Source organism: Bartonella sp. B12(2025) (assembly GCF_053795135.1).
Window position 1 is genome coordinate 1108160 of the sequence record NZ_CP200031.1, and the last position, 25701, is coordinate 1133860.

The following is a 25701-nucleotide window of genomic DNA, read 5'->3' on the forward strand; positions in this document are numbered from 1 at the left end:
ACCTCATGATTTTATGGCATAAACAACCGTTGCATTCACAGGCCGCGTTTCTGCCTCACCCGTTGCAGAAATAGTAATCCCATGCGTATGCGCACCAGCAAACTTTGTCGTACCTGATATGGTTTCACGCCTATAATAAGGATTCCTGTGACCAATGTCATTGGCGTTCATCCCAACTCCATTATACTGAAACTGATGTGTATGCTCACCTGCCTCTTCAATGAAGCCAAAATGCGTATGTGATTTTATGCTACCTTGCTGTATATAAGCAAATTGTCTATTTGGGTCTATACCACGACCAGCATCAAAGCCACGTAAAAATACTCCTCTAAAATCAGGAACTTTAAAGGTTGTATCGCTGTATTTTCCCCATTTGTCGCCTATTGCCTTGAATAATTGCGGATAATCTTTGCGTTCATAAGTTGCACCATCACACAAAAGCCAACCGCTTGGCACTTCTTGCATAGCAAATGCCGCAATAAATCCAGAAGGAAAGGTTTCTACCTTTGGTGGTGGAAGCGGTGTAGGATTTAAGAGATACCAGCCATCATGATCTTTTGTTGACACATCACTATTATAAACTATTTCATAAATACCGCCTTTTTGTAGTTCACCACCTTCTAATGGCATGATACCCATATTTGTGGCTTTATAGAGTGGTTTCGCTCCTATACTATTAACATTTACCGTCGTAGAACCAGTATTCACATCACAGGCCTTAAAACGTACAATGATATCATTTTTGTATTTTGCTATGGGCGAAACCGTTGTCAGCGTGATTGATGTTGTTTTTTCTTTTGCATTTGCAATAAAAGTTGAGTTAATAGAGCCACCATTATCTGCAAGATATTCACGCACACGCTGCATCATCGCACGCGCACTATCATTGACAGAACTAGGAGGCTGCCCTTCTGCCCAATTAATGACATTATCTGAATTAGCATTTTTATCAGCTATCAGTGACCAATCGTAAATATCAGACATTATAAACCCCAGTTCTTCTTAATAACTTTTCCCGTAATTGCTCTTCTTTTTGCCGTCCATATGAGCTAACAGACTTCTTCCTTGATGGATCAATTAAAGATGTTAAATCCGTAGAACGTGTACTTGATGATGAGAAGCCTGCCATGATTGGCTCCTGCATCATTTGCTGCTGTGCCATCTGTACTTGATGATTTTGTGCATCCGCATTCTGTTTCATCAAATGAAGCAAACCAGAAAAACCCTTTTTAAGATTAGGAGACATCATTTCAGGGGATTGCTGTGTATTCTCTGCAATTAATTTGTCCCCCTGCATCGCCTTTTGTAACCATTCAATGCCGTGCAATGATTGCTCGTGTAACAAAACATTATCTGGCAATGAAACTCTTTCATCATTAGCCGTTGGCCAATTGTTTTGCTGCAGTTGTGGCATTTTATTCGAAGCCCCTGCCGTTTGGTTGTAGAACTTATAAATATGATTCATAAAGTCCCTGGCTGTAGCTTCACTCCATCCACCATTGAGTGTTACTTCTTGTCGACCTAAAAGCTGACTTGCTAGCATATTGGGATTCTTAATGAGCTTTACCGCCCCTGCTGGCCCTTGTTGATGTGCTAGGTAAAGCTCTGCCTCTGATGGCTCTCTGCCCAATGCTGTTTGCAAATAACGTACATTGTCCTTTGTCAATCGCCCCATAGCATCTGTTGCTTGAAAAGGATCAAACTTATTATTCAGTTGATACTGTTTTGCTGTTGAATCTAAAAATTGATACAGCCCCCCCGCACTACTTTTCTTACTTTTTGCATTTGGATTCCCATGACTTTCTATCATAGCAACGCGTTTCAGAAAATTTTCCGGCAAACCATATTTTTGTGCTGCCTGTGCTATAGCGCGATTAACATTGGAAGAAAAATTTATCACTAGTTTATAACCATTCTATCTGCGCTACCATTTAAAAGAACACCAAGAAAATTGATGAGTTTTGTATGATTTTCCCGCGTTATTAAGCGTTTCTTTTCCGCTTCATGAAACGTTTTAATTAACTCAACAGCTTTTTGTCTTGCTAACCCAAAGTTCCCTTGATCTCGCGCTGTTACGAGAGCCGCAATATCTCTTTCTACCTCTCTATGAGATGCCCGTATCATTCTCCCCCATGGCGTTGTGAATATTTTTGTTGCCAACTTCATGAGACTACTCTTCTTTATATTATCAGCTTTATTTGCTGCATTAGCTTCCACTTCACCTATGTGCCTTGGCAATCGTGCAAAAAGCTTTGATCTTTCAACCTCTGGTCGCAACACATTTATAAGCTGCTTTGCTTTATCATCGCCAAAAATCATCCGTAATTTTTGGTAACCATTTTCTGTATCAAATAAGCTTGATAGATTGTGTTCAGGGTTTCTTGCATTGCCTGCTGCGTGTTCTATCTGTGCGCGAACACCTTTTTTAAATGCATCTCGTTCCATCGAACCAATATCCGAAAGCTGATTTTTGATCGTATCAAGATCAACACTCTTTTGCATTGCCTCTTTTCCTCGGTCTAAAGCATCACCAATCTCGAGCTCGCCACGATAAATTTTCCGCGCTTTGGCATAGTCTGGAGATGACGTATCCAAAACGTCCAGAATGCGTTGTTTGAAGTCAGTCAAATCTCGAGCATATCCCCATTTTCCTTTGATACGAGCAGAATTAATTTGATCATCCAAAACCTCTTTCATCTTATGTAAAATCCGCATATTCAGCTTTGGATATCCATTGCTCCCTATAACTGTTGCATCCACTTCATTTGGCATTCGCGCAATTGCTTTTGTATATGCTTTTTGGAATGCAGGGGTTTCTTGCAAGAGTGATAAATCTTCACTTACAGCATTTGAAATGGGAGCAGCTTTCGCTTTTTTATAGAATGGGCCAGCCTTTTCCTGTGCTTTTTTGATAATCTCCTTCTTTAAATCGAGCGTATCTACTTTGGGACCCATCGCTTCCGTCAATTCGTCCTTTACTCGTGCAACACTCGCATCTTGTCTAGCTCCTAAACGGTTACTTACTATTGAATATGTATCGGGATCTTTTTTTGCAGACTCAAAAGCTCTTGCGGAAAGACCATCATGAAGATCAATAATCATTGCGTCAGAACCACGCTGTTTTAAGAGCATGTCAAGATTATCAACACTTTCATCGCCTAATGTATGGCTTACCTTTTTGAGCGCTTTTTTGCTTATTTTAAAGACCTCTTTCTCTGGCTTTTGTATTGAGAATGCTGCTTTTTCAGCTGGGTTTATAAATTTTCTTAATGCTTTTTTTGATACTTTACCTGTTCCTTTGAGAAAGCTTGTAACAAAAGGGGTCACTTTTGATACTTCACTTGCAACAAACGGAGTCGCCAAACCGAACCCAGCACCAAGTATGGCAGATCCTATGCTATCTTCAAGGCCTTCACCCTCACCACTACCCGCTATCGCGCCATAACCTACACCGTATTTTACCGCACGCCGCCGGCTAAACTTTGCTGCTTCTTTCTTTGCGGTTGCTTTCATTGCTGCTTCACCTGCTGCCCTTGCTGCTGCTCTGTTAGCACCTCCGGCTAAAGCAGATTGAATTGCCCTTTCTCCCGCAGCTAAAGCTTTACTTGTTACTTGTGCTCCCATAGCGCCTGCTCTACTTCCCAAAATAACATCAGCACCAAGCGCACTGCGCATCGCTGCTGCTACACGCGCAGCGCCAGCAGTTAAACCAGCCGTCGGAATAAGTGCCGTGGTGCCAATAGCCCCTGCTCCACCCATTATATTGCCTGCAATGGATGCATAAGGATGTTCCTTATCCGCAGCCCTTTGATAATCACGCCATCTCTTTGTCACTTCTTTATATTTTTTAACTGCCTCTTCATCTCCACTCCAATAAGCAATAGGACCAGCTGCTAATATTCCTGCAAGCTCATCATCATAGCCCATTGTAAACCCGTGAAGCGAACCCCATCCAAAAGCACCAGCAGCACTTGGATGTGGACCATCTTCCTTTGTTGCACTATTATTTCCTGTAACAGAACCACTTGGCCTTTCCTTATTTTTCGAGAAAAGCTCTTGAAGCTGTTCTGGTGTATAGTCACTTATATGCCCAATGACTCTTGTGTTTTTACGATCAATAAGAGGGGGGATTAACTCAGCCATTGGTTTGTTTCTCCTTAATGCGGCCGTCACTATCAACAAACAGCACACCTTCCGGCAATGCTTCTATCTGTTTTTCTAGTGGATCATTTGACTGTGCATGATTTCCCTTATAAGCATCTTCTCCATAAGCAGCTCGAATGAGTTCACGTGTTGGCTCTGCACCACCAAAAAGAATTGCCCGTGTCGCTGCATTGGATTTATTGAAGGTATCGATAACGGTTTGTAGAGATTCTTTCATTTGTTTTGCTGAAAGGTCTTGATTCAGTGCTGCTATAGAATTTTGCAACGCTTGCAATTCCATATTAGACAAATTCCCAAAGCCAGATGCGCCATTTGGTGAAAATGCTTTTGCTTTTCGCAATGCATCAAGGGCAATATTAGACTTCAGAGTCTCGAGCATATGCCCAAATCGTGCGGCCTCAAATCCTGGAATTTTTGCTAGCCAATAACCCAACCCGCCAACAATGTGCGGACTTTCATCAACTATTTTCATTAATTTTTCTGACGTTTTTATAACAAGTTCTGATTTGGCGGTTGTCTCCATAATTTGCTGTTGCTTTTTCTGCCTTTCTTCTATCAGTTTCCGTTCAGCAGCAGTTCCTGCAATCGGCATAGCACGTATGCCATTTGGTGCATTTTTATCCGGAATATACTGATATCCCATTTCAGGCTTTGATACTGTATTCCCAAAATCTAGCCCCAATTTATCTGTCCAGGACTTAGAAGCGGACTGTTGTCCTCCCTGTATAGGTGTAATTTTCCCTGTGCTTGTTGAGACCTGGAAAGCCATATCATCGGGGAGCCCCTGTCCTGCCTTTTCTTCTTTCGTTAGTGTTCTATAGCCTTCTTGAGGGCTTAATGCACTGCCAATAATTTTCATGGCAAGATCAGGGGATTGCGCGATCATTTGCGCATCTTTCTCGCTATACCCCCTAGACTGTAAAAACTTTAAAGTTTGTTTACGTTGTGCCCTTGCATTGTTGCCTTGTTGCAAAGCAATAGCCGCATTTGAAAAACTCTCTTGTGGTGTGTTTCCTAAAGCTAAACCAGAAAAAAAGTCCATTAAATGCCCAGAAAATTCCGAATTTTTGAATCGTTCCCACAAAGTACCCGGATTTGCATCTGTATGGATAAAATCTTTCAGTGAGTTTACATAATCGGTTGCCTGTTCAGAAGTCCCATTATTCGCCTCTAAATCCTTTTCTTCTCGCAAAGGCGTATCAGAGAGCATTTCCTCGTTGATAGGAGTCTCTCTCTGTAGCTCTTCTGGTACAGATTTCTTGTTGAGCTCAGCGACATAATTCATCGCATCTTTCTGCTGTCGTTGTGCCTCACCCTCATTAGGTCTATCAATGTTCGCAACAAGCGGAGATTGTGGGATCAATGATTCAACGTCTCTTCCCTTTAAAAAATTATGATTATCTTGTTCTTGCGCCTCTTGTGTTCTAACAGAGTACTTCGAATAATCCGGCAAGGGAGGCGCTTGATGTTTTAAATCCTCAGTGGACATAAGCAGTTCTGCTGGTTCTTTTTTCTCAGTTGCTTCTCTCCCCCCACGAGATCCACGAATAAGCTCCGAAAAACTAACTTTTTGCGGGTTATCAGATCTGTCGGTATTGTAAAAAGGATCCGTGCTAAAAGCAGCACGCTCTAAAAAACTAGGCCTGTATTGTCCTGCAAACGGCGTGCTTGGAGGCGCAGAAAGCGTTTTTAGAAATTTCTCTGGCCGAAGCAAAACTTGGGTCACAAAAGGATAAAGAATTTTTGGATCAAGCAAACTTAACATACTCATATTGTTTGATTCTTTTTGTTCCATCACTGTACCCTTTCCATGTTAAAGCCAAGTTTGCTATAATCAACATGCAAAAAGCCTGTTGCCTTATTCAAAAAAACAGCTTTGGGATTTGTTTTTAAAACTTCCTGCGCCATCACACCGCGATAGCGCTCTGGAAAACCCTTGTAGTTATACTCATAAAGTTTGTATCCGTTTCTCTGTCCAACCTCAGTGATGTTTTCTTTCGCTCTTTTATCGCTAAGCCCAGAAAATCCACCAAGAATGCCTCCAACATTCCCAACAATTTGCCATGGATTAAGTTTTTGCTGCGGAATAAATGACATCGTTTGCCCTGTTTGCGTCCCATAATTTCCAGCAGCAGCCCTACCAGCTGCAAGTAATTTACTTAACTGATCCCAATCAAGATTGTTCTGCTGCTCCCATTTTTGTCGATCTTCGTCTAACTTCTGCTGACGATTTGCATCAATCAAACCGCCTCCAGCCAACGCATTGATATTTGCCTGACTTTGACCTTGAAAAAAGTTATTAGCACCAGCTAACTGATTTTGGTTTGCTTGGTCGATTAAGCTGTTAGCATTCATCATATTGTTAATGTCTTGATTATATTGCTGCGATAAAGTTTGGGTTGCTATACTGCCCAATTCGTCAGCAAGAACACCCGTATGTGCACCTGAACCATAACGACCAGCACCCGACAGAGAACTGTTAATGGAATTTGCAGCATTGTTTAGTGTATTTTGAAGCGCTTCATTAAAGTAAGGATTATTGCCCATCTCTTTACCGGAAGCCATATTATTTAAGTTTTTGCTTGTTGAATTTTGTCCGGTAGCTAATCCATTCAAAACGCTGTTATTATAATTATTACTACTATTGTTAAGTCCATTGATCGCATTTTTAGTTTGATTACTTAAATCGGCAACACGCTCCCCATCATAAACAGCTTTTCCGCTGCCTTGATTATAAAAATTCATGGCATCTTTAGCAGCGCTTTCAAAGATACCTTCTGCCCATGCAGGTGGTGCATTTGTTTGTGTCGTATTTTGAGTAGTTTGGATTGGTTTCGTATTTTTTCCCATGTTAAAGCTGCTTTCTATATTCTAAAAGATTAACGAAGTATCCATGCGATTTAAGAGATTTTTCCCACCCGCGCCGACCTATGATGATAAGCTCTTTTGCCCCTTTTTTCTTATAATATGCTTCAATCTGAGGGATAAGCTGGGTTAAGGACTCTCCACCTTTTCCTCCAAGCGTTACAATAACCGCCCGCAGTGCTCCAGTGACGAGTTTTTGTAATTCCGTTGTGACATGAGCCATAAAATTTTCCTGCTCATCAACAATAATCCAAAGAACTTTTTCTCCCTTTAAAATATCGTTTAAAATAGTCTCTGTATTATAATCATCAGGAAACTTTTTATTAAAGTAAGATATTGATTTTATTACATTATCAAAATAAGGAGCTATTTGTTCAGTGCTCCATTTTTCTGTATTATAGATCTTAAAACTCATCTAATGCCTGCGGGTTTGAGCGTAACGTCAAAGCCTGTTATATGAGTCCACGGCGTGCCTTTTGGTATTCTCAAACGCAAAGCATGATAACGTGCCCGAGATCGAATATTATACATCCCGTTATTATAGCCCGCGTAACGTTCCTTGGCCCAATTTAATTGATTTCTGTTATCAATGATGAAAGCAGAACCAATGCTTAAACCACCATCTATCGTGTCAGCTTGAACGAAAGCCTCGGTCATAAGATTTATTTGTCTTCCCGTATCTCCCACAGTTTGTGAAGCAATGATAGCTTCCATTGGAGAACCTAAAAAAAAACCAAATGTATTGTCTTGAATAAATGCTCCCAACACTGGTGCACCATGCTGCCACATTTTACTATCAAGAGAGGCAGGTAAATCTCTAAGATGCTCGACGGCTTCATCTAAACCTTCTAATGTGTAACCCGCTGAAAATAGTGGAAATAAGAGGAGTTTCTGACCGCTAATGACACTCCATACTTGTAGAAGCCAATCATAAACGTAGATATTCATCCCCCTAACATCATCATTGATAGAAAAGTAAACACGTGAATGTACTGGATCAATGCACGCTTTCATTTCATCAATGGAAAAATTATTGTAAAGCGTAAAGATCGTTTTATCGACTTTGCCAAAACCAATAGGCAGTATCTCACCTGCACTGTTGATTTGATAAAAACCGTCATCAGATATAAAGAAAGTATAGTCCCCACGGCTTGCAATTGCTGTGCTGCTTTTAGCACCCATTTTATCTTTTATTTTTGCAAAGCTGAATATTATTTTAGAACCGGGTACAAACGTTGCATGATAAATAGCCGATCGCATAAAAATAAGCGGATTGGTCGCTTCATTAGAACCTTGAACATATCCACCATCTGGAAAATCTTGATAATCGCAGTTTTTTTGCCCAACAGTCCAACATTCAGCATCATTTAGACCTGACCAATGCACACGGTTTGGCTTATCTGTAAGCTTCATAAGGCAAACAAAATCACCCCATACACGCACAATACCAGCATGTGGGGGATTACCGCCTAAATCACAAAACCTCTCCTCTGTTTTCAGTGAAAGCATCTGTGGCGGATCATTGCTATTAACAGCAATAATGTGATCGCCGAAGGAAGTAAAAGACCAAGGCGCTGTTTTGTTAGCGTGATATTGCGTGCCAAGCTTACTTATATCTTTCCATCCACGCGTAATGTTATCAAACTCGTAAAGCTTTGTTGGCGATCCGACTATTATACGCACACCATTCAACGATCGTACAGCATAGATTCCTAAGATCACATCAGGGAAAGGTTTTGATGCTGACGCAACCGTTGGAAATGGAATATACGATTTTGGTGCAGGCAAAACGTTCACTATTTCATTGGAATAGCTGCTATTAATAAATGCAATATCTGGTCGATATTCAGCAATAGGAATAAAGGTCATCAGAAATCCGTGTGTTGAATTTTGAACAAGTTTTTGCGCCGCGAAGTCTCAATCTTAAGTGCATCTAATTGCTCTTGAAACATAGCAAAGGCCGCCGCTGCCATCTGCGGATCTTTAATGATATTTGTATATAATTCATATTTTGCACGGGTTTTGATCAGTTCATAGGCTTCACAAAACCATATTGAAACTTCTTGCATAGTCTCAATATTTTTTATTTTCACAGGATCAAGAATGAGCCTAATAGAATAAACACGGTCTGGTATGGGATACAAAACAAGCTTTTGTTCAAAATAAGCATATTGCGTAGGAGTGCCATCATTAAAATCGTTATCAATGCTCTCAATGTAGAGCGGATCTACACGCAATAGCTTTGATTTACTGTGTTCGTCTTCATAAATGTAAGCATCAACAATACGCGTAAAATCTGTAATATAGGGATTTTCCTCAGCTCCATAGCGGCTTTTCCCCTTTATGGTTGGAAAAACAATCTCGCGGCTTTCATTGAAATAAAAAGGCAAGCGTTCACAAAACCGGATAGCTGAAAAAATCGCCTTTTGAACTTGGTCAACATATTCCTCCGTTTGGTCATCGATTTCATCCTGAATATCGTTTAACATTTGGATGAAATTTTTATCATGAGGAATAATGGCTCCTTTTTCTACAATCGGGCCCCCTGTCTGTATCGTTACTGCCATATCAGACTCTTCCAAACCTCTCGGGGGACACAAAAAACAAATGTCCCCTTATTTTTAACGATTTGTGTAAAACTCAACAATTACCTCCGCATCACCTTTAGTGCTTCTCTTGTCTCGTGTCATATAAATCGTGGTCTCAACCTCTAACGGAATGCTCCGCTCAGTTAGAGAGAGTTCAAGCTCTTCCACACCAGCAGCTGCAAGTTTTGCAGTACCATAATCACTGTTTTTTGGCTCTTTTCCAAACTTGGCTGTTGCGCCCCCAAAATCGGTTAGCGTATAAACCGTCACGCTTTTGATAAAAGCATCCCGTGGCAAAATACCAATTTGCGTAGTTAACCCGCGATCCGTGTATTTAACGCGAGCCCGCAAAAAACTCACTTGCTGCGTATAGACATCTCGTCCTTGCAAAATAAGCGGCATTCCCTCATCGGTCATGCCAACAGTACCAACAGATGGCCGCACAATTGGCTGTTGTTCTTCCATAATTGTAATCCTCTTCAATGAGATTGAAATTAATTAGCTAGCTTCCGCAAAAGAAGGAATGACGATGGTCCCAAAGTCTTGTCCCCCTTGGTTAGAATGAGGCAAGGTATAGCGTGACTTTTTCATGCCAATAATGGTCTTTGCAGCAACACCAAATTCACGCTGATAATCAAACAATTCTTCAACAAGTTTATAACGTGTCGTACCATTGCCTCCCGTTGTACCATTGCCAACACGACCATAAGCCATGATAATGCTTTGCGCACCAAGCAAAACAGCACGGCGAACAGAGGAAATAGGCTCTTGCGTCTTCGAATTAACGCCATTTGGCACATGCTCAGCCTCACGCAAAATAACACCGTTATACATGCCCAAAGAGCCATCAAAAATTGGATTCTTAGACCTCGAACCCTCATAAACTGCCTTGGTAATATCCAACCATTGACCGCTTTGTGTATTCGTTCGTAATTGAGTCACCTGTGTTGGATGCAAATACATTACATAAGCTGATTTTCCATCAACACGAACAGGCCGCAAGCGCGGATTAGCCAGTTTAGCACGTTCAACAGCTTGATCTATAAGAGTTAATGTAAAAGTATCATCTTTTGTGAGCTCTTCATCTGTCTTTTTATTGCCCGAGCGAATAACACGCAATTTACTTGGCTCTGATGGTGTATTAAAACCGTAATGCACCGGTTTAATCGTTACTTTACGACCTTCAAATTGAATCCATGGTGCTGTATACCCTGCTGCCTGAATAAAGAACATCAGGCTTAAACGATCTGCATACCAATCAACAAGTCCATCTTTTGCTTCTGTGCGCAAATTAAATAAAACACGTTGCTGGTCAATCGTGCCTTCATATTTAACGCGCACAGCATGAACAAGCTCATTGATGCGCACAGTTTCATTCATAAACTGAAGTGCTTCTTCATTGCCTTCCAGCGTTTGTCCCTCGCTAACACCATCACCCATAAGCTGAGCTCGTAATCCGCTTGTAACTGAATCACCAGCACTTTTTCCTAACATATCCAAAACTTGAATAATGCTGTTTTTTCCTTTTCCCATCAGCGGTGCAATTGGCAACGCTTTTGAAGTCTCTGTATTGAGCATCTTAGCCCAAACACCAACGGCTAATGGGTCATTGAGCTTTACTTGTGTTACTGCCATTTCAAACAATGCCTTTCTTGGTTTTTAAAAATTTCCTTACGGCATAACCAAGTGATAACAATCACTTGAGTTATCTCTGTCGCGCCATCGCGCATATCTTCACGCTCTGCTCATAATTTGTTCAAATTTTCCGGGATTTTTCTCAACCCATGCTGCAAATTCAGCCTCTGGCATAGAAAAGAGCGTCTTCACATCAACACCACCTGTTGGAACTTGCCCACCACGCGCTGCTAGTGTACGAGCTGCTTGACTCCGCTCTTGAAGAACTTCAACTTTATCTTTATTCTGCACCCCGTTATACCCAAAAGCTTTCGCTTTTTGCACAAGCACCTCGATTGGATTTATCCCGGCTTTTTGACACTGCTGGCATATTTGACGTAATTCAGCACCAATTTGTTGTTGCCTGACCACGGGGTCTTTCCATTGCGGATAGAGACTAGTTTGCGCTTGTAGTGAATTGTCTGCTATTTCATAAAGATAATCTGTAATACTATCTAAATCTGGGTACTTATCTTGTATTTCCGCTTTTGCTGCCTCAAAATAATTCCCTAATTGTTGCCGATCATATTCTTCTTGCCTCAATTGCTCCTGTTGTTCTCTCATATGAGAAAATTCATTAAGCAACTTCTGTTGCTCTTGTACCTTATGACTGAGCCATAAAATATGTGCTTTTGGATCATCTTCTAGTGCGGGAACATTTTCATTATAGTGTCGCGCCACCTCTTCCTGTATTGCCGCATATTTTTGTGCAAGCTCGATTGCAAGTTCACGTGCTTCACTAGCGTTTTGCTCTGCTTTTTGGCGTGCTTGCCGTTCTTGCTCTATTGAATCATAATTTGCTTGCTGCTGATGCGGTTCTGGAGGGAGCTGTTCAGAGTTTTCCTCTTCTTCAAAGACTTCCGTAACTTGCTCAGGCTCAACAAGCTCAATAGGATGATCGTCCGCGAATTGTTCATCATAGATTGCTTGTTCCTCGGGGGTAAACTCTTCTTCCATATTCTATCCCTTTAATAAGTTATCACTCTTTTTGTCCCAGCTGTGCTTGTAAGGCTTTATGCTCTAGGTCGCGCTGCGCTATTTCATTTTTTGCTCTTTGCAGTTCAAGCTGCATCCGCGCTTGTTCTTGCTTCAAGAAAAGTTCAATATTTTTTTGCTGCAATGCTGTCTGTTTTTGTTGCGCATCAAGTTGATAAAGTGCGCTCTTCGCTTGTGTTTCTTGTTGTAGGGCAGCGATCTTTGCTTGTTGTTCTGGGGTTAATTGTGGCCCTTGGCTTTGTTGCATCATCTGTTGTTGCTGCTGTTGTGCCTGTGCCTGCTGTGCCTTTGCAGTTAAACTTGCCACAAGCGTTGCTGGTAGTGGCGAAAGCTTAAGAATATCTGGAATCATGTCATGTGTTATGAAACCACCAAGCAACGGCAACATTTGAGTAACTGCCGCAAAAGTCCTTTCCTTTTCATTCGGGCTTGTCGGTGAATCATCAACAATAATGTCATATTCAAGAGTCGTCACAGATTCACGCGTTAATGGCACATATTGAGCATTTTCTGGTCCAGAAATGCGCACCAAACGACCATCAGAAAGATAATTTTGGATGAGATAAAGAATAATTTTTCCTTGCCTACATCGATAAAGCTTGAGATTATCAAACAAGCCAGCAAGTAAATTAAGTGTCGATTGCCGGCGCGTATTTTCCAGCACATTCGCTTGGTTGACCTCCCGTGTCCCTATAAATTCAGCAGATAATCCTGTTACATGCGTTATCGCTTCCCGGGATTCATTGAACAGCTGAAAGAAACCATTGGGAAATTGTGCACTTGGCTTTGATTGAACTCTCCCATTGGTAAGAGCCCCCTTTTCTAACCATGTAATCGTATCCGTTCGTGCCCAACTTTCTAGCGCCTGTCGCTCATCATCAAAGGCATCGCGTTCCGCCATCAAGCCACCTTTCGCTTGACTGTTCAGAATATACATCACTTGGCTAAAATATTTATTCGACCATTTTTGAGGATCTTTAGCTGGCCGAACAATACCGTAAAACTGGTTCTTAAGCTTATCCAGCGTACCCGTAATACATTCCCACCCAAGCTGCCCATCCGGCGCTAATGGCCTATCAGGTTTTGCTAAAAGGCGCCGTCCCAAAAAGGCGCGTTTAACTACTTTTTTATTAAAACGCACACCTTTTAGCTGTGGCATTATCATTTGAAGCTGTTCAAACTCTTGTTTGCTATAATTGCGCATCTGACCTGTTTGAAGATCAGTCGCCTTGTAATAAGTTTCGTACTCAAACCAGCGGCATTCAACGAGTGTGACATACTGTTTTCTAGAAAACGGCTCTGATGGAGAATTGGAATTATCATTATATACATCAAGCGATACATGATAATCCTCACAAGACGTTGTACTATCCGTAGCCCAATCAGCGTTAAGATCTTCAAAAGCCACATCAGGGAAAAGGTTTTGTGCATCCTCAACAGGCTTGCGATCCACATACCACAAACGTTGTGCATCGACGAGATTTGGTCTTATAGCGTTAACATCCCATACCATTTTCAACGGGTCTAAACGCCTAATGGTGGGTTTCCCTTCGGGATTTGTTTCATAATCCAAACGCGTATCTGTCCAGCCCATGCCACAAATGACCATATCTTGAAAAGCATCAGAATCAGCATATTCTGCCTCTGCCTCATCGCGAAACCATTCTGCTGCTCCAGTCAGCAGTTCATTGGATATTGCTGCTCCCACTTGCCGTGGTTGAAACTGCACTTCACGTTTGTTATTGCGTTCCGCACCAACAATTGCATTTACAAGTGGAGCAATGCGGTTAAACGTCATCACAGGGCGGCGTTGTGTTTTTAAAACTGCAAGATCTTCTTCTGCCCACTGACGGCCATTATAAAAATCAAAGTCTTCACGCGCTTGCTCACGCCACTCATTGACGTGCTCGATGTCTTCTGAATACCAAGACTTTAAGCGTTTATAGAGCTCATAATCATTGAAGTTTGTCACTTTCTTAGAGTCATGACTTAAAATGCCATCCATGATGCCGCTTCTCTTTCTGTGGTACGATAGTACTCTTTCTTAGGCTTAACGCGTGGCGCTTCATAGGCAATGCACATCAGCCCAAAAGCATCAGCACCATGACTCGACCAATCATGTTCTGCACCCAAACCAATGCCGCGTTTTTCATCCCACTTTTCGTGATACCAATTCAGTGCCTTACGACCGGCAACTGTCGTTTCTTCATGAAACCAAACAGATGGCAAAATACGCCGTACCGCCTCAATACGCATCTTGACCGCACCAGCCCCCTGATTAGGAACAACTTGCGTTTCAAAGCCAGCACCATTCAAAGCGCTTTCAAAACTCACATCGTGCACGCGATCTTTGGTCGCTCCATCATGTGGCAAAATCATCAATGCTTTCTCATAGCCATTCTGACGTAACCACCCTATATGCTCTGAGAGAGGCTGTCCCTGTGCTTCGTAATAATCAAGCACTCTCACTTCCTTGCCAATAAACTGTGCAATCCATATCGCTGTTGAATCGGCTTTAGCCCCCGTTCCACCAATGTCCCAAAAGGCACGTATTTGCATGAGAGGATCTCGAGAAACACGCCCTATTCGCCCCTCTTCCTCAACGGCCAACATTTCCTTCTGAAAATAAGCACCTTGAACAGCCTTAAGGTAATCCCCTTCCCAAATATGTTTGTAAGTCTCAGGACGGTTTTTCAGATCATCAAGACGTGCTTCATTCAAAATCTTTGGAAACTTTGGATTGTCTGACCAATTTATCTCAACACGCTTAATTGCCTCATTGTCTGAAAAACGAAACCGCTTCTCAACAGGAGCATTCTCACGGAGCGGGTTCCATGTCACCCATAACTCTGCGCGCCATCCTTCCCCTTCTTCACGCAATGTTGGAATAAGAGTTTGCCAAGCCGTTTCTGTGACAGGTTCTGCCTCATCCACCCAACAGAGCAAAATGCGCCCCATCGATTTGATACTTGCTATATTGCGATCAAGTCCTGAAAATTGAAAAGCTATACGACCATCAAGCGACTTAATCGAAGACTCCCCAACCTTGTAATAGTCCTTTAAAAAGTCATGAGCTTCAATGGCGCGTTTAATTTCTTCCAAAGAACTCTCGGCAAGCGAATTCTGAAATTGACGAGCACAAAGTATGGTTCCTGATATCCCTCCCACACCAAACTGATAGCCTTTTAACGCCGCCATCAGGGAAAATGATCTTGTCTTGCCAGATCCTCTCCCCCCCCAAGCTGCACGCACCGCCGCCTTACCTGTAAAAATAGGGATAAGCTTTGGTACAATCTTAATCTGTCTGGTTATCATCTATTAAAGGAGCGATTTCCACACGCCCTATCATCTTTATCGCCCCACCATCTTCTCCTGTCACTTGAAGAGGCAAAATCTTCCCTAACAATGACAGATAAGCAGCTGGACATTTGAGTGCTTGCTTTTCGAGGTAAGAGATCAAACCATCATCGCCATATCTCTCCCCCGCTCTCTCAGCAGCTTTAATCACCGCTTCTTTAAGAATACGCGTTGTCTTATTCGGAACACCTTTTACCCGCCCTTGACCTGCCTTGGGTGGCTTTCTTTTTGCAGGTTTTTCAGCAGCCGTTTTCATAGATATTTCCTTTTATGAAAAGGATAACAAAAAACCCCGCAAACGCAGGGCTTTAACAATAAATAATTATATCAATTAATAAGAGAGGTTATAACTTCACTATAATTCTAGATACAATAATACTAGTGCAGCAACGTCATTAAATACGATTTCTCACACATTGTCAACATAAAAAATCACGATATTGTGTATTTTTTTATTTTCTTGCCTAAATTTAGTATTTTTAGAACCAAGCAATTCACAGTTGTATCCTCTAAACGAATCAATTACATGGCTAACAACTAACAAATAAGGCGGGGGAATTTTCAATGTTATTTTTCGAAAAAGCAGCTTTATGCAGAATTAAAAAGATATTTACACTAATTTTGTTTTTACCACTCTCTGCTATAATTGGCTTGGTGATATTGGGTTTTAATCCCTTCGGATTAAATGACCAACAACAAGATAAATTATTTGCACCAATGTTTGTAGCATTTTTATCGTATATTTGTATACTAAGAGGATGTGTAGACCGAGAAGATCTAAGCCTAAAAGCTGAAAATATTGGCAGCACATTTAATGCGCTCTTGTTCCTCCAATGCAAAACAGTGTTATGGGCAGCTATAGCGGCAGTTTTTGTATTTTATCCCATAATAGGAATAACACTTTTAGGATTGTTAATTTTTATTGCTATAATTATTGCTATAATAGAAAATTTAGATGAAATTATACCGATCGTAGCGGCTATAGCATCGATATTAATTGGTCTTATAGCGTTGATAGCGTTGATCAAATTTATTTGGAAAATTGTCTAACAATCAAAATATTTATTAAGCATTTTATTGATCGTATTTTAGATGAATATATAAAAGATTAAGATAATGAAATCATCATTCATAATTCGTGCCATGATATTTATAACTTTTTTTTCTGTACTGATGTTATTTGGATGCACTCGTGTAGACGATTTAGATCAATACAATAAGCTTTACGAAGAATATGCAAGTAAAAAATACGAAGGCTTTGAACATTTCGAAAAGCAAGAAAAAGCAAGACTCTACATGCATAGTTATGGTTATCAAAATATGGCTCCAAAATTTGACGTCATAATGCATCGCCACATACTTGTTGTTTTATGTGGACGTTTTGTGAATTTTTTGCGAGGTGATTATAATGAAGAGATGTCATGGGCAATGCTGCCGGATACAATAGCTAACTTACGCCACGAATACGGTTGGGATGAAAAGAGTTTTATTTGGGCATACAATGTATCCATGAACTCTACAGATTCAATGATTAGTTACGCAAAAAAGTTTCTTAAAAGCGAAAATGGCATTAGTCCTAAAACGCAACTTATTGATTTAGTGTCTAGTGTAAACGTTAGTCATATAAACGCTAATTATGCTAAAAATATTAAACAAATACCTCAGTTTTGCAGAAATTTAGAAACGATATACAATATAATGAGTCCAAGTTAGAGCTTATATCATTTTAATAAAATCGTAAAAAATTACGTAAGGAATGTTGACAATCTGGCAAGTACTTCGTTCATAATCATGGGGGGAACTGTTTCCAGTTTCTTGCCCTGACGCGCTCCTATATCGAGAGCACGTGGTTGGTCACAGCGTATCACGCCTGTTGTACGCAATCCCACTCCCATTAATGAGACAGTAAAGCCTGCTGTTCTTGCAAAATTTCCTCCATTTGTAATGGGCAAAACAACGGGTGTTTTCGTTACACGATTAAATGCCTCTGGGGATACAATCAACACTGGACGCATCCCTTTTTGCTCATAGCCAGAAGTTGGATCAAGGGATACTAACCAAATTTCACCCCGCTTCATTACAAGAGCTCTCTGCCAATAGGCTTAACATCGAACCATTCCGCATCTTCATCCACAAAGTCATCTGAAAGATTACATTGGGCTAATAACTCTTCAAGAGTATAACTAGGAGATAGCTGTGGCTTTACAACCAATCGTCCATTGTCAACTGCCAAACCGACTTGCGCATTTTCAGTAAGGTGAAGAACATCAAGCAATGCAGGTGGTATAGAGAGCATAACTGACCCTCCAACTTTACGTAATTTTGTTGTATGCATAAAACGTTCTCTCCAAATATTATATAAAAATATAATATTCTAAAGCCTACTATTCAATAACTTTTTTGCTTTTGTAAAAAATATTTATGGAGAGCATCAAGAACAATCCGCAATGAATTCACAAGATATGACAACACTTTATCTTCTATAACAAGATATTGTATCGCTGCATAAAAATTATATTGGTGATACAAGTGTTGTACTTCTTGAACAATCTCTTGCATGGCCAAGAATTGGTGTGTTGCCATTTTTACCCATTTTTCTCTCGCCTCATCATCCGAAGATGATGGTGTTTCATCATAAATCGCTCCAGGAAAACCTTTCGCACATAAATAATCGTTTCTAATTTGTAGATACTGTTGCGCAGCATCATACTGATCTTGACTAAGCTCACCCTGCAAACAAAGCCGCCCGATATATGTACCAGAAAGGGGATTTTTTGCCTCTTCCACACTCAAACCAAAGTGCTTAGCACGCATTTCAATGGTTAATTTATGAACTGGTTCACGGGGCGTTTTCGCACGTGAAATACGACCATTTGGTTCTCTCATACGTCCCTTAATCCGTGGTCGTCCACGTTTTGCATGTTTTTTCTTTTTGGCCATACTTGTTCAATCAAAACGGAATATCATCATTAACAGGTGTTGTATAATCAGCAGCGCCTGAAGCAACAGCATAACTTTGAGCAGTGACAGAGGGAGACTGATCTTTTTTTGTATCAAGCAAATACAGCTCACCTTTAAACTGTGGTAAGATAACCTCTGTAGTGTAACGTTCAATCCCTTTGTTATCTTGCCATTTACGCGTTTGTAAGCGCCCCTCGATATACACTTTGCTCCCTTTTTTGAGATATTGAAGGGCGATTTTTGTAAGGTGTGGATTAAAAACTACCACGGAATGCCATTCGGTTTTTTCTACTTTTTGATTGGTCCCTTTGTCGGTGTAGCTATAAGAAGTGGCCATGCTAAAATTTACAGCCTCAGCACCAGAAGCCATCGTTTTGCTTTCGGGATCAGCACCAAGATAACCAATGAGTGTCACTTTATTGAGCATATTTGTATATCCATAAGATTTGCATTTTAAACAACGGATATTGTAGCATTAATTGCTTTGTTTTTCAAATAGATATAATAATATATTAACATATTACATTATGTTTTGCCGTGCTAATTTACAAATGATTGATTGACATAAATGCAAAGTGTATCGTATCAAGTATCACGAGGTGGATATATGGCAATCATTAGTTTTAAGCATAAAGGGCTAAAATTATTCTTTGAAAAAGGATCTCACAAAGGAATACAATCTTCCCATGCTAAAAAACTAGCAAATATTTTGGTAATTTTAGATACGATATCTGCACCTGAACAAATGACGATTAAATCATATCGTTTGCATGAGCTTACCGGTGATTTAAAAGGCTATTGGTCAATGCGTGTAAATGCCAATTGGCGCGTTACTTTTCGTTTCATTGGAACTGATGTTGAACTTGTTGATTACCAAGATTACCATTAATTTTGAGGTGTTTATTATGATGTACAATCCCCCACACCCTGGCAACATTTTGAGAGAAGAATTGCTGGATGCGCTAGGGTTAACAGTGACAGAAGCTGCAAACCATCTGGGCATTGCACGTTTAACTCTATCGCGCGTTTTAAACTGTCATGCAGCAATCAGTATTAACCTAGCTTTGCGATTAGAGAAAGCAGGATTAAATGACGCGGAATTTTGGCTTAAATTGCAACAAAAACATGACCTATGGCAAGCGCGATACAATAATCCAATTCCACAGATTGCACTTTTAGAGCGAGCAGAATTTTGAATACTTTTCGTAAAGGTGTTCTGCGTGATCAATGCGAAGTTTGCGTAAAGTTTTCCCAAATAATGTAAGCATTTAAGCAGCTTCCGATAATTTTTTGATACCTTTGTTGATCTCGTCTATAAGAGGTTCAAGATTCAGCACTGTGCTGGGAACTTTACCTCCATAAACCCATGCTTTCACTTGTGCTTTAGTACTGAAATCTGCATTACTAGGCATATCATGGTATTGACCTCCATCAAACTCCTCATACTCTCTGGTGCCATCTTCATGCTCATACAGATTATAAAAATATTCAGCACAGCCAAGACCCCATGGAGCATGACCAACAGCTGTTGCCACAAACCTTTTTTGCAGTGACTGTTTACGTTTTTTTAAGACCAGATGTTTTAAAATTTGCATTGATTAATCCTTAATTTGATCGCATGGATTTATTTGCCTTAAATTTGATCGTACAGCGCGATTTATGTATTTCATGTTGGGGTTTCATCAAAAAAATTATAGATTGCGCTCCACGGTGCCATTTTGTCGATTTAAAAGCATATCTAAACACAAAACAATCACCACTTCTCACTAGTTTGCTGACTTAAGATCCTTCATTACTCCTCCAATGCCATTAAAAACCTCTTCAAGCTCTTGCTTCTGAATAAGCGTAAGTGGTTGCAAAGGTTTTCTCTCTCCCTTTGCTTTCATTGTTTTTTCACGAGTATTCAAAACAGCTTTGCGAACAATACTTGCTCTTGTCAAAAGACTGCTTTCCAAATTACGACACAATCTCACAAGCTCACGAGTACTCGGGAAAAACGTATCGGATAAACCTTCTATCTCATCACATAAAATCCGTTTAACCATTTGCATGAGTGACCATGCCGAAACATTCTCGAGAACCATTCCATACGTAAGCGCCATACCTTCATGGTCTGAATGTTGCGATATTCTCAAACCACATGACAACATGCGAATGGCTTTTGCTATATCCTCTTTTCCAGCTTTCACTGCAAACAACTCTTGAAGCCGATCAGAAGCTTCTAATGCCGTCGTTTCTTGCTGTTTCGTTAACACACTGCCAATTTTCAAAATCAAGGGAAATCCCGGAGCTATCATTTCGTGAATTTGCTTCAAAGTAACCTCGATTCCCGATATCAAGGACGCAGTCTGCGATGCGCTCGCCAATGCTTTTTTGTCTTTGAGAGTTATTTCCATAATTACCGCCTATCTTGCTATTTCCGTAACTTTTTGAATTCCTAATCCAGTTACGCCATGTTGCTGGCCAATCCGTTTTAGTTGCATTTGCTCCGGATTTTGAGCGCCAATAATCTCGGAATTTTGCAATCTCAACTTTTACGCACTCTGGAGACAAGCCCTCTGCAATTGCGAAAGCGTAATCAGGTTCAAAATCCTCTGGCAAGCGACAACCTCGCTTGGCTTTAGACCGTTCTGCTTTTTTTGGAATGTTCTCTGGCTCATGAAGGGATGGCTGTGTTTCTGCTACCACCGCGATTTGCTCTGGTTGCCTCTCGAGAACATCAACCTCTGTTAGCTCGTCAACCAAATCGATAGTTTCTGAATTCTCAGAACCAATTTCTTTTTCTTTTTTTGATAACACGATAGTGTTAGTTTTTTTGTTTTTATTTATATTTTTATTTTCTTTTAGGGGGGTGTGGGGGGGTATTTTCTTTTCTTTTTGTTCAGCATCATTTGTTTCAGCAAAATCATTATTTGCTTTAGCAAAAAAAACATTTTGCTTAGCATTTGCTTCAACAAAATCATCGTTTGCTTCAGAAAAATTAGTAATTGATTGTTTTATATGCGTTTTTGCTTGCCCACCTTTTTTACCAGCTTTGCTGCGGACTTGTGATATGTGCTCCTTTTTTTCACTGAACTCTTTTAGTTCTTCTTCAACATCTAAACTCCATAAACGACCATCTGCTAATCGAACGATGTATCCCTCTTCTAGCAAAACATTCAGTGCAGCCTCAAATTTCTTTAATGAATAACCAGTGTAATGAGATAAAACTTTAATGTTACAAAAAAGAGGTTCACCAGTACGAAGCATGCGAAAACGCAATCTCATATAGATATTACCTTCTACGGGAGGTAAATAATCGACAACTATCGCCCACTTATCTGCAAATAGCCTCGTCCACGGTAATTTACTGGACATGTATGCCCCCTTCTTTCTTTAAATATAAAATTGCTAAAGCGTCTGCTTTATTATCATCTTGTGGTGCATGCCCTTTTGCACACACCGCCTTTATCATTTCTTCTTTCGAGGCATTCCCCTTACCTGTCAGCGTCTTCTTAATCGTACCAACGGGAATGCCTTCATAAGGAATCTGGTGGTGTTCACACCAAGCTGTTAAAGTTGCTAACAAACCGCCATAAATATGAGCAGCATCGGTGCCCACATGACGACGCACCTCTTCAAAATACACCGCATCAATTGCATCAACGGATCTCTTTATTTCCGAAAGCCATTGCTTAAACCGCAAATAACGCATTCCCCCGCCCTCAAAACGACGTGGTTGAAAATTGGCTGTTCCACTTATGATATGACCATCAGAGCCACAGATCGCCCAGCCTGTCTTGGTACCTAAATCAAGGCAAAAAATGGTTTGTGAATTAAAGCTCATAATCCCCCCCTTAAGGCTGGTGCTTATTTATTTGCACGCCATAATTAGAGCGTGGGATCATTAAATCGTTAAAAATTGTGCTCTTGTGAAACGCCGCAGTTTGCACTCAAATCGAAATCATTGACAAAGGATGATGTTGAGTTTGAACTATCCTTCAACTGTTGCAGTTTTAGATAATTTATTAAGGAGATAGATCCTCTTTTTTCCCACTTGCAAACAGCGGCTTGAGTTACACCAAGCATTTTTGCCATTTCTGATTGTGTCCAATTAAATTTGACCCGTATTGACTTAGTCAAATTCTTAAAATCTTCTCGTTGAATCATTATAAAAGCTCCAATTACAGCTTTATCTTAATTTATTCATATAATTATAGTTATATAAAGTCAAGGAAATTTATCTTTATCAACGACAAAAAAATAAGGTAAGCAGAAGTATGAGTAATAAATCTAATATCATAAGCACATTAAAAAAGATTTTGACCGAATTTAACTTAACACAAGAAGATGTGGCCAAACGGCTAAATGTAACACAAGCTTCAGTGTCTAAGTGGTTAAAAGATTCTGATCCCCGCGGCTCTAACCGAGATGCCATTTTAGAATTATATAAAGAACTAAAAGGGGATAACCACTTAACAACCTTTGTTCCCCTTATGGGTTATATCGGAGCAGGAACACAGATAGATCCAAGCTTTGAACAAATCCCAGAAGGTGGTCTTGAACAAGTAGAAATTCCTTTTGCTTTGCCTGATGATATGGTTGCTTTTGAAGTTAAAGGAGATTCTATGCTTCCGGCTTATAAAGATGGAGATATGGTTATTGTAAGACGGCGCCAAATCAAAACGATAGAATCCTTCTTTGGCAAAGAAGCCGTTATTTTAACACATGATAATAAAAGATATATAAAGCAAATTAGCAGAGGCATGAATGGTGAAATAGATCTGCTTTCTTGGAATGCCTTACCCATTAAGAATGTTAAAATTGTGTGGGTTGGAGAGATATTTGCTATTTTACCAATAAGTTCTTACAGAAAGATGATTCGGACTTATCGCTAACTACCCCCTCTTATTCAGCAAAATATTATAACGATTTTTATAAAAAATATAACTTTTTATAACTTTTTGCTTGCTATTTTATAATTATAGTTATATAAGTAATTGTATAAACCACGCACAAAGAATTGCCAAGAGGCGTTTAGAGGGGAGCAATTATGAAAAAGCCACTTTTTATAAATTCAAATGAAATTCTGCTAGTGATGGGTCGTAATGAGCTAGACAGTATGGCTCAATCAGGACCATTCTACGAAGAAAACGACATTATCGACTTTATCAATAACGTTGATAACGCTGTTCAAATTTTCCGCATTGAACCAACAACAAACCGTTGTGAAGATATCTCAGAAGAGATTGCAGAATTCCATATTAAAAACCATGAAAATATGTGCTTTGAAAATGAAATATCTCACGACTTTATTCTAAACAGCGATGCATATCATGATTTGTTAGATGAAGTCGCTAAGAAAGAATATGAAGATATACTATACGGTACCTACGAACAACAGCACCGTCTACGCCTTTCTGACGTAATCTAATAGCATTCTAGAAAGCGCTCCTTCCAATTCAATAAATACAAAACCCACAATGAAGAGCTTCTTGCTATTCAGCACAATGAATACTGGAATTTATAATGCATAATCTTATAACCATCACAAAAAACACTGTTGATAATGAAACTGTTCAAACGGTAAACGCGCGTGAATTACACGCGTTTTTGAAAATAGGAAAAGATTTTTCAAATTGGATCAAAGATCGTATCAATAAATACAGCTTTATAGAAAACCAAGACTTTATAAAAACACAAAATTTGCGGTCGCCAAATCTGGCGAGCACAAAATCTAGAGCTGTTATTGCAATAGATTATCACCTCACACTCGACATGGCAAAAGAACTTGCCATGGTGGAGCGGAATGAAAAAGGCAAACAAGCACGACAATATTTTATAGAGTGTGAACGGCGTGCAAAACAAGTAGCAGCACCTCAGATCGATTACTCGAGTCCTAAAGCAATGATTGGTTTTTTGAAACATCTACAAGGACAGATAGAACAGAAAGACACGACCATCGCTGAACTCAAACCAAAAGCAACGGCATTCGAAAGCTTAACCCGCTCTGATGGTTTGTTTGGTCTTACAGAAGCTGCAAAGGTATTGGAAGTAAGACCAAAGGATCTCATTGATTACTTACGTGGAAATGATTGGGTTTACCGGCGTGCTCCGGGGTCTCCATTGTTGCCTTATCAGGATAAAATCAAGAGAGGTCTGATGGATTGTCCAACCATTATAATTCAAAGACCCGATGGCACAGAAAAAGTTTTGCCTTCAACCAAAATCACAACAAAAGGCATCAGCATTCTTTCTCAAAAATTACAAAAACAAAGCATACATTAAGATAAGGAAGCAAAATTATGGAAAAGAAATACGAACTTGCCGATGAAAAAATCGAATCCAATGGGCTTGAACTGCACCGCATTAAGGCTGTTAGAGACTTTGGAGATGTAAAAGCAGGTGATTTAGGTGGGTTTATAGAGTGTGAAAAAAACCTATCGCATGATAAAAATTGTTGGATTTATGGCAATGCCGTAGTTTATGGCAATGCCAAAGTTTATGACGATGCCAAAGTTTATGGCCGTGCCAAAGTTAGTGGCGGTGCCGAAGTTTATGACGATGCCGAAGTTTATGGCAATGCCGAAGTTTATGGCTATGCCGAAGTTTATGGCAGTGCCAGAGTTTATGACTATGCCGAAGTTTATGGCGATGCCAAAGTTTATGACAATGTCGAAGTTTATGACTATGCCAAAGTTTATGGCCGTGCCGTAGTTTGTGACAGTGCTGTAGTTTGTGACAGTGCCAGAGTTTATAACGATGCCGAAGTTTATGGCAGTGCCGAAGTTTATGGCAATGCCGAAGTTTATGGCGGTGCCAAAGTTTATGACGGTGCCGAAGTTTATGGCGATGCCGAAGTTTTTGGCAGTGCCAAAGTTTGTGGCAATGCCGAAGTTTATGGCCGTGCCGAAGTTTATGGCGGTGCCAAAGTTTATGGCCGTGCCAAAGTTTATGACAATGTCGAAGTTTATGACTATGCCAAAGTTTATGGCTATGCCGAAGTTTATGGCAATGCCAAAGTTAGTAGCAATGCCGAAGTTTGTGACGATGCAAAAATCTCTGAGAATGAAATCGTCTGAAGATAAGAAATTTCTAATTTAAAAAACAAACTCAC

31 protein-coding genes are annotated in these 25701 nt (G+C 40.2%); 8 read left to right on the plus strand and 23 right to left on the minus strand.

From position 1 onward, the window contains the following. Positions 1 to 3: 3 nt before the first annotated feature. The 14 genes from V3564_RS04885 to V3564_RS04950 form a co-directional block, all read right to left on the minus strand. The gene (locus V3564_RS04885) at positions 4 to 984 is read right to left on the minus strand and encodes a tail fiber protein (protein WP_455480472.1); all 981 of its coding nucleotides are present in this window, start codon (positions 982 to 984) and stop codon (positions 4 to 6) included. Then, on the minus strand, positions 977 to 1900 hold the full coding sequence (locus tag V3564_RS04890) for a transglycosylase SLT domain-containing protein (RefSeq protein ID WP_455480473.1): 924 nt from the start codon (positions 1898 to 1900) through the stop codon (positions 977 to 979). The genes V3564_RS04885 and V3564_RS04890 overlap by 8 nt, the downstream gene beginning before the upstream one ends. Continuing rightward, positions 1900 to 4143: a hypothetical protein gene (locus tag V3564_RS04895; protein ID WP_455480474.1), complete on the minus strand. Its 2244-nt coding sequence runs from the start codon at positions 4141 to 4143 to the stop codon at positions 1900 to 1902. Before V3564_RS04895 ends, V3564_RS04890 begins: the two co-directional genes overlap by 1 nt. Beyond that, complete coding sequence (locus tag V3564_RS04900; protein WP_455480475.1) at positions 4136 to 5959, minus strand: hypothetical protein; 1824 nt, start codon at positions 5957 to 5959, stop codon at positions 4136 to 4138. The genes V3564_RS04895 and V3564_RS04900 overlap by 8 nt, the downstream gene beginning before the upstream one ends. Next, entirely contained in the window at positions 5959 to 7014 is a 1056-nt protein-coding gene (locus tag V3564_RS04905) for a tail fiber domain-containing protein (RefSeq protein WP_455480476.1), read from the minus strand. The genes V3564_RS04900 and V3564_RS04905 overlap by 1 nt, the downstream gene beginning before the upstream one ends. 1 nt (position 7015) lies before the next feature. Further along, positions 7016 to 7444, minus strand: coding sequence for a hypothetical protein (locus tag V3564_RS04910; RefSeq protein ID WP_455480477.1), 429 nt, complete (start codon positions 7442 to 7444; stop codon positions 7016 to 7018). After that, positions 7441 to 8898: a hypothetical protein gene (locus V3564_RS04915; protein WP_455480478.1), complete on the minus strand. Its 1458-nt coding sequence runs from the start codon at positions 8896 to 8898 to the stop codon at positions 7441 to 7443. The genes V3564_RS04910 and V3564_RS04915 overlap by 4 nt, the downstream gene beginning before the upstream one ends. Further along, positions 8898 to 9596 carry a phage adaptor protein gene (locus V3564_RS04920; RefSeq protein WP_455480479.1) on the minus strand — a complete coding sequence of 233 codons (699 nt, stop codon included), beginning with the start codon at positions 9594 to 9596 and terminating at the stop codon, positions 8898 to 8900. Before V3564_RS04920 ends, V3564_RS04915 begins: the two co-directional genes overlap by 1 nt. Before the next feature lie 54 nt (positions 9597 to 9650). Beyond that, the gene (locus V3564_RS04925) at positions 9651 to 10082 is read right to left on the minus strand and encodes a hypothetical protein (RefSeq protein ID WP_455480480.1); all 432 of its coding nucleotides are present in this window, start codon (positions 10080 to 10082) and stop codon (positions 9651 to 9653) included. A gap of 33 nt (positions 10083 to 10115) precedes the next feature. Then, positions 10116 to 11252, minus strand: coding sequence for a N4-gp56 family major capsid protein (locus V3564_RS04930; protein WP_455480481.1), 1137 nt, complete (start codon positions 11250 to 11252; stop codon positions 10116 to 10118). Positions 11253 to 11351: 99 nt separating this feature from the next. Beyond that, positions 11352 to 12248: a hypothetical protein gene (locus V3564_RS04935; RefSeq protein WP_455480482.1), complete on the minus strand. Its 897-nt coding sequence runs from the start codon at positions 12246 to 12248 to the stop codon at positions 11352 to 11354. Positions 12249 to 12270: 22 nt separating this feature from the next. After that, positions 12271 to 14292 (minus strand): portal protein, encoded by a 2022-nt coding sequence (locus V3564_RS04940; protein WP_455480483.1) that lies wholly within the window; start codon positions 14290 to 14292, stop codon positions 12271 to 12273. Continuing rightward, the gene (locus V3564_RS04945; protein WP_455480484.1) at positions 14277 to 15602 is read right to left on the minus strand and encodes a PBSX family phage terminase large subunit; all 1326 of its coding nucleotides are present in this window, start codon (positions 15600 to 15602) and stop codon (positions 14277 to 14279) included. Before V3564_RS04945 ends, V3564_RS04940 begins: the two co-directional genes overlap by 16 nt. Continuing rightward, positions 15583 to 15900, minus strand: a complete 318-nt coding sequence (locus V3564_RS04950; RefSeq protein WP_455480485.1) for a hypothetical protein — start codon at positions 15898 to 15900, stop codon at positions 15583 to 15585. The genes V3564_RS04945 and V3564_RS04950 overlap by 20 nt, the downstream gene beginning before the upstream one ends. Before the next feature lie 308 nt (positions 15901 to 16208). On the opposite strand from V3564_RS04950, the gene V3564_RS04955 reads away from it, so the two are divergent. Both V3564_RS04955 and V3564_RS04960 read left to right on the plus strand, forming a co-directional pair. Then, positions 16209 to 16694 (plus strand): hypothetical protein, encoded by a 486-nt coding sequence (locus tag V3564_RS04955; protein ID WP_455480486.1) that lies wholly within the window; start codon positions 16209 to 16211, stop codon positions 16692 to 16694. 66 nt (positions 16695 to 16760) lie between these two features. Continuing rightward, on the plus strand, positions 16761 to 17357 hold the full coding sequence (locus tag V3564_RS04960) for a hypothetical protein (protein WP_455480487.1): 597 nt from the start codon (positions 16761 to 16763) through the stop codon (positions 17355 to 17357). Between the two features lie 32 nt (positions 17358 to 17389). On the opposite strand, the gene V3564_RS04965 is transcribed toward V3564_RS04960, so the two are convergent. From V3564_RS04965 to ssb, 4 genes are read right to left on the minus strand one after another with little or no spacing between them, the layout of a single operon-like run. Continuing rightward, a complete protein-coding gene (locus V3564_RS04965; protein WP_455480488.1) occupies positions 17390 to 17722 on the minus strand; it encodes a type II toxin-antitoxin system PemK/MazF family toxin in 333 nt (110 codons plus the stop codon). Continuing rightward, complete coding sequence (locus tag V3564_RS04970) at positions 17722 to 17979, minus strand: AbrB/MazE/SpoVT family DNA-binding domain-containing protein (protein ID WP_455480489.1); 258 nt, start codon at positions 17977 to 17979, stop codon at positions 17722 to 17724. Before V3564_RS04970 ends, V3564_RS04965 begins: the two co-directional genes overlap by 1 nt. A gap of 53 nt (positions 17980 to 18032) precedes the next feature. Next, positions 18033 to 18584 carry a hypothetical protein gene (locus V3564_RS04975; protein WP_455480490.1) on the minus strand — a complete coding sequence of 184 codons (552 nt, stop codon included), beginning with the start codon at positions 18582 to 18584 and terminating at the stop codon, positions 18033 to 18035. A 10-nt stretch (positions 18585 to 18594) separates the two neighbouring features. Next, the gene (ssb, locus tag V3564_RS04980) at positions 18595 to 19032 is read right to left on the minus strand and encodes a single-stranded DNA-binding protein (RefSeq protein WP_455480491.1); all 438 of its coding nucleotides are present in this window, start codon (positions 19030 to 19032) and stop codon (positions 18595 to 18597) included. Between the two features lie 180 nt (positions 19033 to 19212). Here ssb and V3564_RS04985 point away from each other — a divergent pair, with 180 nt between their 5' ends. Together V3564_RS04985 and V3564_RS04990 are read left to right on the plus strand one after the other, a co-directional pair. Then, positions 19213 to 19494, plus strand: coding sequence for a type II toxin-antitoxin system RelE/ParE family toxin (locus V3564_RS04985; RefSeq protein WP_455480492.1), 282 nt, complete (start codon positions 19213 to 19215; stop codon positions 19492 to 19494). A 16-nt stretch (positions 19495 to 19510) separates the two neighbouring features. Continuing rightward, positions 19511 to 19801, plus strand: coding sequence for a HigA family addiction module antitoxin (locus V3564_RS04990; RefSeq protein WP_455480493.1), 291 nt, complete (start codon positions 19511 to 19513; stop codon positions 19799 to 19801). A 72-nt stretch (positions 19802 to 19873) separates the two neighbouring features. Here the strand turns inward: V3564_RS04990 and V3564_RS04995 are convergent, their stop codons facing one another. The 5 genes from V3564_RS04995 to V3564_RS05015 form a co-directional block, all read right to left on the minus strand. Continuing rightward, a complete protein-coding gene (locus V3564_RS04995; RefSeq protein WP_455480494.1) occupies positions 19874 to 20200 on the minus strand; it encodes a hypothetical protein in 327 nt (108 codons plus the stop codon). A 171-nt stretch (positions 20201 to 20371) separates the two neighbouring features. Beyond that, entirely contained in the window at positions 20372 to 20860 is a 489-nt protein-coding gene (locus tag V3564_RS05000; protein WP_455480495.1) for a hypothetical protein, read from the minus strand. Then, positions 20817 to 21962, minus strand: coding sequence for a hypothetical protein (locus tag V3564_RS05005; RefSeq protein ID WP_455480496.1), 1146 nt, complete (start codon positions 21960 to 21962; stop codon positions 20817 to 20819). Before V3564_RS05005 ends, V3564_RS05000 begins: the two co-directional genes overlap by 44 nt. Beyond that, positions 21952 to 22431: a crossover junction endodeoxyribonuclease RuvC gene (locus tag V3564_RS05010; protein ID WP_455480497.1), complete on the minus strand. Its 480-nt coding sequence runs from the start codon at positions 22429 to 22431 to the stop codon at positions 21952 to 21954. Before V3564_RS05010 ends, V3564_RS05005 begins: the two co-directional genes overlap by 11 nt. A gap of 68 nt (positions 22432 to 22499) precedes the next feature. Continuing rightward, complete coding sequence (locus V3564_RS05015) at positions 22500 to 22754, minus strand: helix-turn-helix transcriptional regulator (RefSeq protein WP_455480498.1); 255 nt, start codon at positions 22752 to 22754, stop codon at positions 22500 to 22502. 110 nt (positions 22755 to 22864) lie between these two features. On the opposite strand from V3564_RS05015, the gene V3564_RS05020 reads away from it, so the two are divergent. The 4 genes from V3564_RS05020 (at position 22865) to V3564_RS05035 (ending at position 25666) form a co-directional block, all read left to right on the plus strand. Then, the gene (locus V3564_RS05020; protein ID WP_455480499.1) at positions 22865 to 23482 is read left to right on the plus strand and encodes a LexA family transcriptional regulator; all 618 of its coding nucleotides are present in this window, start codon (positions 22865 to 22867) and stop codon (positions 23480 to 23482) included. Positions 23483 to 23637: 155 nt separating this feature from the next. Continuing rightward, a complete protein-coding gene (locus V3564_RS05025; RefSeq protein ID WP_455480500.1) occupies positions 23638 to 24018 on the plus strand; it encodes a hypothetical protein in 381 nt (126 codons plus the stop codon). A 95-nt stretch (positions 24019 to 24113) separates the two neighbouring features. Further along, on the plus strand, positions 24114 to 24872 hold the full coding sequence (locus V3564_RS05030) for an antA/AntB antirepressor family protein (RefSeq protein ID WP_455480501.1): 759 nt from the start codon (positions 24114 to 24116) through the stop codon (positions 24870 to 24872). 17 nt (positions 24873 to 24889) lie between these two features. Beyond that, entirely contained in the window at positions 24890 to 25666 is a 777-nt protein-coding gene (locus tag V3564_RS05035; RefSeq protein ID WP_455480502.1) for a hypothetical protein, read from the plus strand. The last annotated feature ends 35 nt before the right edge of the window (positions 25667 to 25701 follow it).

What these genes read in the sequence shown, in the direction of transcription:
- V3564_RS04885 (WP_455480472.1), bottom strand. Translation starts at nt 984, where the DNA reads ATGTCTGATATTTACGATTGGTCACTGATAGCTGATAAAAATGCTAAT.
- V3564_RS04895 (WP_455480474.1), bottom strand. Translation starts at nt 4,143, where the DNA reads ATGGCTGAGTTAATCCCCCCTCTTATTGATCGTAAAAACACAAGAGTC.
- V3564_RS04900 (WP_455480475.1), bottom strand. Translation starts at nt 5,959, where the DNA reads ATGGAACAAAAAGAATCAAACAATATGAGTATGTTAAGTTTGCTTGAT.
- V3564_RS04905 (WP_455480476.1), bottom strand. Translation starts at nt 7,014, where the DNA reads ATGGGAAAAAATACGAAACCAATCCAAACTACTCAAAATACGACACAA.
- V3564_RS04910 (WP_455480477.1), bottom strand. Translation starts at nt 7,444, where the DNA reads ATGAGTTTTAAGATCTATAATACAGAAAAATGGAGCACTGAACAAATA.
- V3564_RS04915 (WP_455480478.1), bottom strand. Translation starts at nt 8,898, where the DNA reads ATGACCTTTATTCCTATTGCTGAATATCGACCAGATATTGCATTTATT.
- V3564_RS04920 (WP_455480479.1), bottom strand. Translation starts at nt 9,596, where the DNA reads ATGGCAGTAACGATACAGACAGGGGGCCCGATTGTAGAAAAAGGAGCC.
- V3564_RS04925 (WP_455480480.1), bottom strand. Translation starts at nt 10,082, where the DNA reads ATGGAAGAACAACAGCCAATTGTGCGGCCATCTGTTGGTACTGTTGGC.
- V3564_RS04930 (WP_455480481.1), bottom strand. Translation starts at nt 11,252, where the DNA reads ATGGCAGTAACACAAGTAAAGCTCAATGACCCATTAGCCGTTGGTGTT.
- V3564_RS04935 (WP_455480482.1), bottom strand. Translation starts at nt 12,248, where the DNA reads ATGGAAGAAGAGTTTACCCCCGAGGAACAAGCAATCTATGATGAACAA.
- V3564_RS04940 (WP_455480483.1), bottom strand. Translation starts at nt 14,292, where the DNA reads ATGGATGGCATTTTAAGTCATGACTCTAAGAAAGTGACAAACTTCAAT.
- V3564_RS04945 (WP_455480484.1), bottom strand. Translation starts at nt 15,602, where the DNA reads ATGATAACCAGACAGATTAAGATTGTACCAAAGCTTATCCCTATTTTT.
- V3564_RS04950 (WP_455480485.1), bottom strand. Translation starts at nt 15,900, where the DNA reads ATGAAAACGGCTGCTGAAAAACCTGCAAAAAGAAAGCCACCCAAGGCA.
- V3564_RS04955 (WP_455480486.1), top strand. Translation starts at nt 16,209, where the DNA reads ATGTTATTTTTCGAAAAAGCAGCTTTATGCAGAATTAAAAAGATATTT.
- V3564_RS04960 (WP_455480487.1), top strand. Translation starts at nt 16,761, where the DNA reads ATGAAATCATCATTCATAATTCGTGCCATGATATTTATAACTTTTTTT.
- V3564_RS04965 (WP_455480488.1), bottom strand. Translation starts at nt 17,722, where the DNA reads ATGAAGCGGGGTGAAATTTGGTTAGTATCCCTTGATCCAACTTCTGGC.
- V3564_RS04970 (WP_455480489.1), bottom strand. Translation starts at nt 17,979, where the DNA reads ATGCATACAACAAAATTACGTAAAGTTGGAGGGTCAGTTATGCTCTCT.
- V3564_RS04975 (WP_455480490.1), bottom strand. Translation starts at nt 18,584, where the DNA reads ATGGCCAAAAAGAAAAAACATGCAAAACGTGGACGACCACGGATTAAG.
- ssb (WP_455480491.1), bottom strand. Translation starts at nt 19,032, where the DNA reads ATGCTCAATAAAGTGACACTCATTGGTTATCTTGGTGCTGATCCCGAA.
- V3564_RS04985 (WP_455480492.1), top strand. Translation starts at nt 19,213, where the DNA reads ATGGCAATCATTAGTTTTAAGCATAAAGGGCTAAAATTATTCTTTGAA.
- V3564_RS04990 (WP_455480493.1), top strand. Translation starts at nt 19,511, where the DNA reads ATGATGTACAATCCCCCACACCCTGGCAACATTTTGAGAGAAGAATTG.
- V3564_RS04995 (WP_455480494.1), bottom strand. Translation starts at nt 20,200, where the DNA reads ATGCAAATTTTAAAACATCTGGTCTTAAAAAAACGTAAACAGTCACTG.
- V3564_RS05005 (WP_455480496.1), bottom strand. Translation starts at nt 21,962, where the DNA reads ATGTCCAGTAAATTACCGTGGACGAGGCTATTTGCAGATAAGTGGGCG.
- V3564_RS05010 (WP_455480497.1), bottom strand. Translation starts at nt 22,431, where the DNA reads ATGAGCTTTAATTCACAAACCATTTTTTGCCTTGATTTAGGTACCAAG.
- V3564_RS05015 (WP_455480498.1), bottom strand. Translation starts at nt 22,754, where the DNA reads ATGATTCAACGAGAAGATTTTAAGAATTTGACTAAGTCAATACGGGTC.
- V3564_RS05020 (WP_455480499.1), top strand. Translation starts at nt 22,865, where the DNA reads ATGAGTAATAAATCTAATATCATAAGCACATTAAAAAAGATTTTGACC.
- V3564_RS05025 (WP_455480500.1), top strand. Translation starts at nt 23,638, where the DNA reads ATGAAAAAGCCACTTTTTATAAATTCAAATGAAATTCTGCTAGTGATG.
- V3564_RS05030 (WP_455480501.1), top strand. Translation starts at nt 24,114, where the DNA reads ATGCATAATCTTATAACCATCACAAAAAACACTGTTGATAATGAAACT.
- V3564_RS05035 (WP_455480502.1), top strand. Translation starts at nt 24,890, where the DNA reads ATGGAAAAGAAATACGAACTTGCCGATGAAAAAATCGAATCCAATGGG.